A 5,213-nucleotide genomic window follows, 5' to 3' on the forward strand; every position below is an offset into this window, starting at 1 on the left:
GATCAGCGATATCTTTAATCAATGATACAACATTGGAAACTTCATGTGATCGATTAACAAGACTTGCCGTTGTGGAAAGTGTCCCTTCCATTAATTCAGCAAGCTGATTCATACCCTCATCAACATGTTTAGCGATTTTAAGCCCTTCATCTGATCCTCTAGCCGTGTCATTCGACTGATCAACCATCTCTTTGAGTTTATCTAGGATATCGATAAAAACATGCTGAGTTGCATCTAAAGCACCACGGATGCTCTTTTGATGCATTTCCAGTAATCCTCCCTGTTCACTTCCCACAACGGATGATTTAATCAGAATAAATCCTTTTAATCCGTTACTTAAATTTTTGCTAATTACCGATGCTTCACATTCTCCCACAATAATCTCATTTTTTTCTTTAGCCAACTCATGAACAACAGCCTCTTTATTCGATATATTGGTTGCTAAAGTATTATAAAATAGAGGCTCATTATTTTTATCTAAAACAATAATAGCTTCTTTATTACTTAATGCGGCTATCTCTTTGTAGAGTGCTAGTTCAGCAGTAAGCATATCCCGTTCAACTCTTAACAAATCTGCAATCTCTTTATATTTTTTAGCTTCAGCACCGAAAAACATTATTTCGCCTCCTTGTATTTTTTTAAACTGACTTCAAATACTGCACCGTTGTTTTCATTGGCAACACAGATATCTCCTCCATGCTTGTCAATAATAGCTTTTGCCACATTCAGCCCAATACCCATACTTTTCTTTTTTTCACCACTAACCGCAAAATCAAAAATACCTTCCAATATGGATTGCGGTATCCCGCCGGCATTATCTGATAATCTTACCATAATATCATCATTATTACATATTATTGTTATATTAATGTGTCTGTTTTCGTAACTTATATTCACTTTTTCAAATTCATCCAGTGCATTGTTGATAATAATTATCCAAACCTGCTCTAAGCGCGTCGAAATACCCATCGTTATACAACTGTTAGTATCATATTGTGTTGATAAATTAAATATCTCTCCATTAATCCGAATCGGTACTATATGCTTTGCACGGTTGAAGATAATTCGGAGTGCATAAATTAATGTCATATGGACATTACACGGCTGCATCTCTTCTTTACCTGTTCCAGCAAACTCATACATAGACCCCACAATTGATTCAATTCGTGCAATCCCATCATCGATAGGTTTAAATATAGTATCTGCTTGATGAATTTTATCTTCACATTCCATTTTCAAAAGTTCTAAATTTCCTTTAATATAAGTGATAGGTGTATTGATCTCATGCGTAATTGCCGCTGCTAATCGACCTACACTAATCAGTTTAGCATCACTTATTTTTTCTTCTTTATACCTCTCAATATTCGTTACATCCACAAAATATAGAATATGATATTGTTCATTTTGAATGAGAGGATTTGTCATTGAACTCATATGAACTGTATAATATGTTTTAACATTATGCAAATCCATAGCAATAATACGACCATGTATATGCCCTTTTTTTACCTCTTTGATAATAAATTCCAATCCCTCTTTATGCGAACACTGTTCTCTCAAAATAGGTTTTAATCCTTGCTGAGTTTCAAGCATCCATGACCATAAATCGCAACTTTGTAATAAAGCATCAAAGTTTTCATAACCGTTTGCATCTAAAAATTTTCGATTAGCCATGATCACTTCATAACTGTGATCAAATAAAACCGCCAAAGAAGTATCGTAATCAATGAGTTGTTTCATACTCTGTAAAATAGCTCGATTCATTTCACTTACGTCATGCCCAATAAAAACAATCTCTTCAATACGATTATAACTATCTAAAACCGCATAGATTGTCGAATCTACCGTAATCGTTTGTTTATCTCTTCCAATAATCTCAATAATTCCCCGATAAATTTCTCCTGCCTGTAACCGTGCACGTACCAAAGTTCTTAAATATATCCAAAATCGAGGCTCAACAAAACGGAGCCAATAATGTCCTACCATCTGTGATTGTTCCAGTCCAATTAATACGCTTAACAAGGAATTTACTTCAGAAATCATCCCATTTTGTCGAATTCGTATTACTAGTGCTGTTTTAGAAATTGATCCAAACATCAAATTAATTTGTTTATATGCTTTCTGAGCTTGCTTTGCTTCTAACGACTGAAGAATCAGTCGCTCTACCACTTTTTGAACAGCACTAGGTAAAAGCGGTTTAAGGAGATATTTATCGACACCGACATCAATCGCCCGTAAAAAAAGGGTGCTTCCATGTGCACTTGAAATAACAACAGTTTTTATGGCAGGGTTAGATAATTTACTTTTACTAACAATTTTGAATATATCCAAAGTCATCTGCATGGGATGTAAAATCAGTAAATCAATTTCCGTATACGATTCAGGATAATCATTCCGAGTAAAGATATCCGCATTAAATTCTTTCAATACTTTTAAAAATGGATCCTGATCCGACAAATGGTTATCGGCAATTATCCAATCGGTTACGTACACAATATGAATATTTTTAAGCATTATTGTACCACTTTTGTTTTTCTAATATTACTCTTTTTTTTCATCTGTGTGTAATATTCTTAAGATACAATCACATTTATTATTTTTAGAGGATACAAAATGAATAAGTTATTGTTTATACTACTAACCTGCTTGACATTAAATGCTGATGATATTTATGAAGCGGATCTCACTGCTTCTGAAGCACACCAGATGCAAAAACAAGGAGAAGCCATCATTATTGACGTCCGCACTACACTCGAATATCTCTATACCGGACACGGTGAGGGATTTATTAATATACCTGCATACGAGTGGACTTATATCCCAAAATCACTTGAGGAACGGGTTAAAAGTGCTGAATTTGAACTCAAAACAGATAAAGTAAAAGGGCATATTGATTCACAAAAGCTCTATGATGCTAAAGAAGTTTTTAACAAAAATTTTATCAATGATGTTATGAAAGCCATGAAACTACGCAATGTCAATGCAGTTATTTTAGTATGCCGAAGTGGTCCACGTTCTAAAGCAGCAGCTAATCTTCTCACTAAAGAGGGAATCAAAGCGTATAATCTTGAAAATGGCTTCATGTTTGGATGGAAAGAAGCCAAATTACCTTACGATGGATTTTAATTTTTGATCAAAGTAAACTCTGCGATTAGTAGTGAACCTCTCACGGAGGCTTTAAAGGTTTTCATCTTTTCTTGGGTGATAATGCTCATGGCCATTTCCCGCTCTTTTTTTATACGAGCGTATAACGAAGCATTCGGAGCACGTCGTGCCTCGCTGATCAAGACATACACATCATCATCAAAAATAGCACTTTTATGAGAAGGAAGAGCATCGTAGAGTGCCATAAAAACGGCTCGCTGTTCCTCGTCCATCTTACACGAATCATCGGTGATTTTCAGAGCAACCGTGACCGCACAATCTCTCGCAAACGTATCGAGATCTCGTGCAACTTTCTCTATCGGTGTCATATTATCCGACTTCTTCGAGTTCTTCCGGTCCCTCTTGGACGATATGACCTACACCGCGCATCTCGATCGGGATATCTTTACGGTATTTTTTCTCTCTGAATGCCGGAGATTTAGGGACACCGTTTTTCTCCACAAGTTTGTACATCTCACCGTTTAGGAAATGTGCATCGAATTCTTTGGTAAATGGCATATCCCACGTAATACATCCGATACTCGGGCAAATCGCCGCACATTGAGGATCATCATACACACCGACACACTCGATACACTTCTCAGGAGCCACGTAATAACGTTTGTTACCCATAGGACTAGAGGTATCATCCATGATCGCATTGACCGGACATTGTTGTAAACAGGCATCACATGTGATGCAGGTATCATCGATAATTACAGACATTAGAGTAGTTCCTTATCTTTAGTGGTGTGGACTATCCGTTGTAGCCACGGCGGCGGATTGCCTAATAACAACTCTTGGAGCTTTACAATCGTCTCATCGATTCGATCGTTCTCTCCTGAGCGCATCGGATATATTTTGGATGCTAATACCATTTTAGAAGCAGTAGGCCCGATCTGAGCGCAGTACATGATGTCTGCCTCTTTGACCGTACTGATTTTATAAGCTAGCTTTTCGTGTTCGTCTTCGATCGCATCTTGTGAACTGTCCAGCGTTTTGACATATTCGGCACTTTGATCCGTGATTCGATAGAGTTCAAAACTTTTCGACCACCCGAAATGCTGATTAACCGTTACACCATCAGATGAAGCAAACGCGATTAGCATAACTTATCCTTTAAACCGCTACCGCTTCACGCGCTTCGCGAGCTGCAATAGAGATATCATCACGGAATGTTTGCGGAGAAACTTCCGGTGAGAGGAGACCACGTTTTTTACTCGTACTGATTGCATACTCAGAGCTGTTTACATAGTAATCATTATAATCAGCAGTGTATGGCATATCCCAAACGATACATCCTTCAGTAGGGCAAGCCGCTGCACACGCAGGAGTCGATGCATGACCGACACACTCGATACATTTTTCAGGTTTAACATACGTATATTCCCAATCCTCACGAGGAGAATCACCCTCACTTGCGATTGCCGCTACCGGACATTCGTCGATACAAGCATCACAGTTGATACATAAATCAGTTATTAATACAGCCATAATTGACTCCTTAGTTATTTTATAAAAACATCAATGCAATTTTTGTGCGAGAAGATAGAGAACGAAAATGTTTTGAACTTCGATTATCTTCATACACCGTTCGTGGTGAGCTTGTCGAACTATGAACAGTGCACCCTTCGACAGGCTCAGGGCGAACGGATTCAATCTGATTATTGACATATACTTACAATGATGATATTGTTTTAACAAATAAAAATGTATTCTATTGTTCACAATCACATACTTAAAAGACAGCTCATGCAAAAATACACAGCCGAAGAATCAGTCCTCCTCGATGCCATCGAAGCCGGAGAGTTTAAAAGTGTCGAGAACCTCAAAGAGGAGTTGGCAAAAGCCAAGCTTGCCGCTAAAAATACGGTGATCAAAAATAAAGTTGGAGGCGTGATTATGAAATACATTGTCGGACTACTACTGCTTTTTTCAACTTCACTATTTGCATCCGACCAAAACGCTTCACGCCCAATAAAAAAGCCAAATTCATACTTGTATCAAATGACACATTTGATTGATCAGTATTACATAGACGAAAATGACAGCAAAGTCATATCTTCTCA

At 37.5% G+C, this 5,213-nt stretch carries 7 protein-coding genes and 1 pseudogene; 2 read left to right on the forward strand and 6 right to left on the reverse strand.

The window, feature by feature from the left end; all coding sequences use genetic code 11:
• Together WA010_RS06130 and WA010_RS06135 are read right to left on the reverse strand one after the other, a co-directional pair.
• A pseudogene (locus WA010_RS06130) lies at positions 1 to 616 on the reverse strand (hypothetical protein); the annotation flags it as partial.
• Entirely contained in the window at positions 616 to 2,514 is a 1,899-nt protein-coding gene (locus WA010_RS06135; RefSeq protein WP_422556261.1) for an ATP-binding protein, read from the reverse strand. The pseudogene WA010_RS06130 and the gene WA010_RS06135, both read right to left, overlap by 1 nt.
• 99 nt (positions 2,515 to 2,613) lie before the next feature.
• On the opposite strand from WA010_RS06135, the gene WA010_RS06140 reads away from it, so the two are divergent.
• A complete protein-coding gene (locus WA010_RS06140) occupies positions 2,614 to 3,126 on the forward strand; it encodes a rhodanese-like domain-containing protein (RefSeq protein ID WP_422556262.1) in 513 nt (170 codons plus the stop codon).
• Here the strand turns inward: WA010_RS06140 and WA010_RS06145 are convergent.
• From WA010_RS06145 to WA010_RS06160, 4 genes are read right to left on the reverse strand one after another with little or no spacing between them, the layout of a single operon-like run.
• Positions 3,123 to 3,473 (reverse strand): hypothetical protein, encoded by a 351-nt coding sequence (locus WA010_RS06145; RefSeq protein ID WP_422556263.1) that lies wholly within the window; start codon positions 3,471 to 3,473, stop codon positions 3,123 to 3,125. The two genes, WA010_RS06140 and WA010_RS06145, sit on opposite strands and share 4 nt — an antisense overlap.
• A gap of 1 nt (position 3,474) precedes the next feature.
• Positions 3,475 to 3,870 (reverse strand): 4Fe-4S dicluster domain-containing protein, encoded by a 396-nt coding sequence (locus WA010_RS06150; protein ID WP_422556264.1) that lies wholly within the window; start codon positions 3,868 to 3,870, stop codon positions 3,475 to 3,477.
• Positions 3,870 to 4,253 carry a NifB/NifX family molybdenum-iron cluster-binding protein gene (locus WA010_RS06155; RefSeq protein ID WP_422556265.1) on the reverse strand — a complete coding sequence of 128 codons (384 nt, stop codon included), beginning with the start codon at positions 4,251 to 4,253 and terminating at the stop codon, positions 3,870 to 3,872. Before WA010_RS06155 ends, WA010_RS06150 begins: the two co-directional genes overlap by 1 nt.
• Positions 4,254 to 4,263: 10 nt before the next feature.
• A complete protein-coding gene (locus tag WA010_RS06160) occupies positions 4,264 to 4,638 on the reverse strand; it encodes a 4Fe-4S dicluster domain-containing protein (protein WP_422556266.1) in 375 nt (124 codons plus the stop codon).
• Positions 4,639 to 4,896: 258 nt separating this feature from the next.
• Here WA010_RS06160 and WA010_RS06165 point away from each other — a divergent pair.
• Positions 4,897 to 5,213 (forward strand): hypothetical protein (locus tag WA010_RS06165; RefSeq protein ID WP_422556267.1); only part of this gene is annotated, 317 nt, incomplete at its 3' end.

This window comes from Sulfuricurvum sp. (genome assembly GCF_049305995.1).
Taxonomy (GTDB): Bacteria; Campylobacterota; Campylobacteria; order Campylobacterales; family Sulfurimonadaceae; genus Sulfuricurvum.

Bases quoted from the DNA above. Each gene is read 5' to 3' on its own strand.
- WA010_RS06135 (WP_422556261.1), bottom strand. From the start codon at position 2,514: ATGCTTAAAAATATTCATATTGTGTACGTAACCGATTGGATAATTGCC.
- WA010_RS06140 (WP_422556262.1), top strand. From the start codon at position 2,614: ATGAATAAGTTATTGTTTATACTACTAACCTGCTTGACATTAAATGCT.
- WA010_RS06145 (WP_422556263.1), bottom strand. From the start codon at position 3,473: ATGACACCGATAGAGAAAGTTGCACGAGATCTCGATACGTTTGCGAGA.
- WA010_RS06150 (WP_422556264.1), bottom strand. From the start codon at position 3,870: ATGTCTGTAATTATCGATGATACCTGCATCACATGTGATGCCTGTTTA.
- WA010_RS06155 (WP_422556265.1), bottom strand. From the start codon at position 4,253: ATGCTAATCGCGTTTGCTTCATCTGATGGTGTAACGGTTAATCAGCAT.
- WA010_RS06160 (WP_422556266.1), bottom strand. From the start codon at position 4,638: ATGGCTGTATTAATAACTGATTTATGTATCAACTGTGATGCTTGTATC.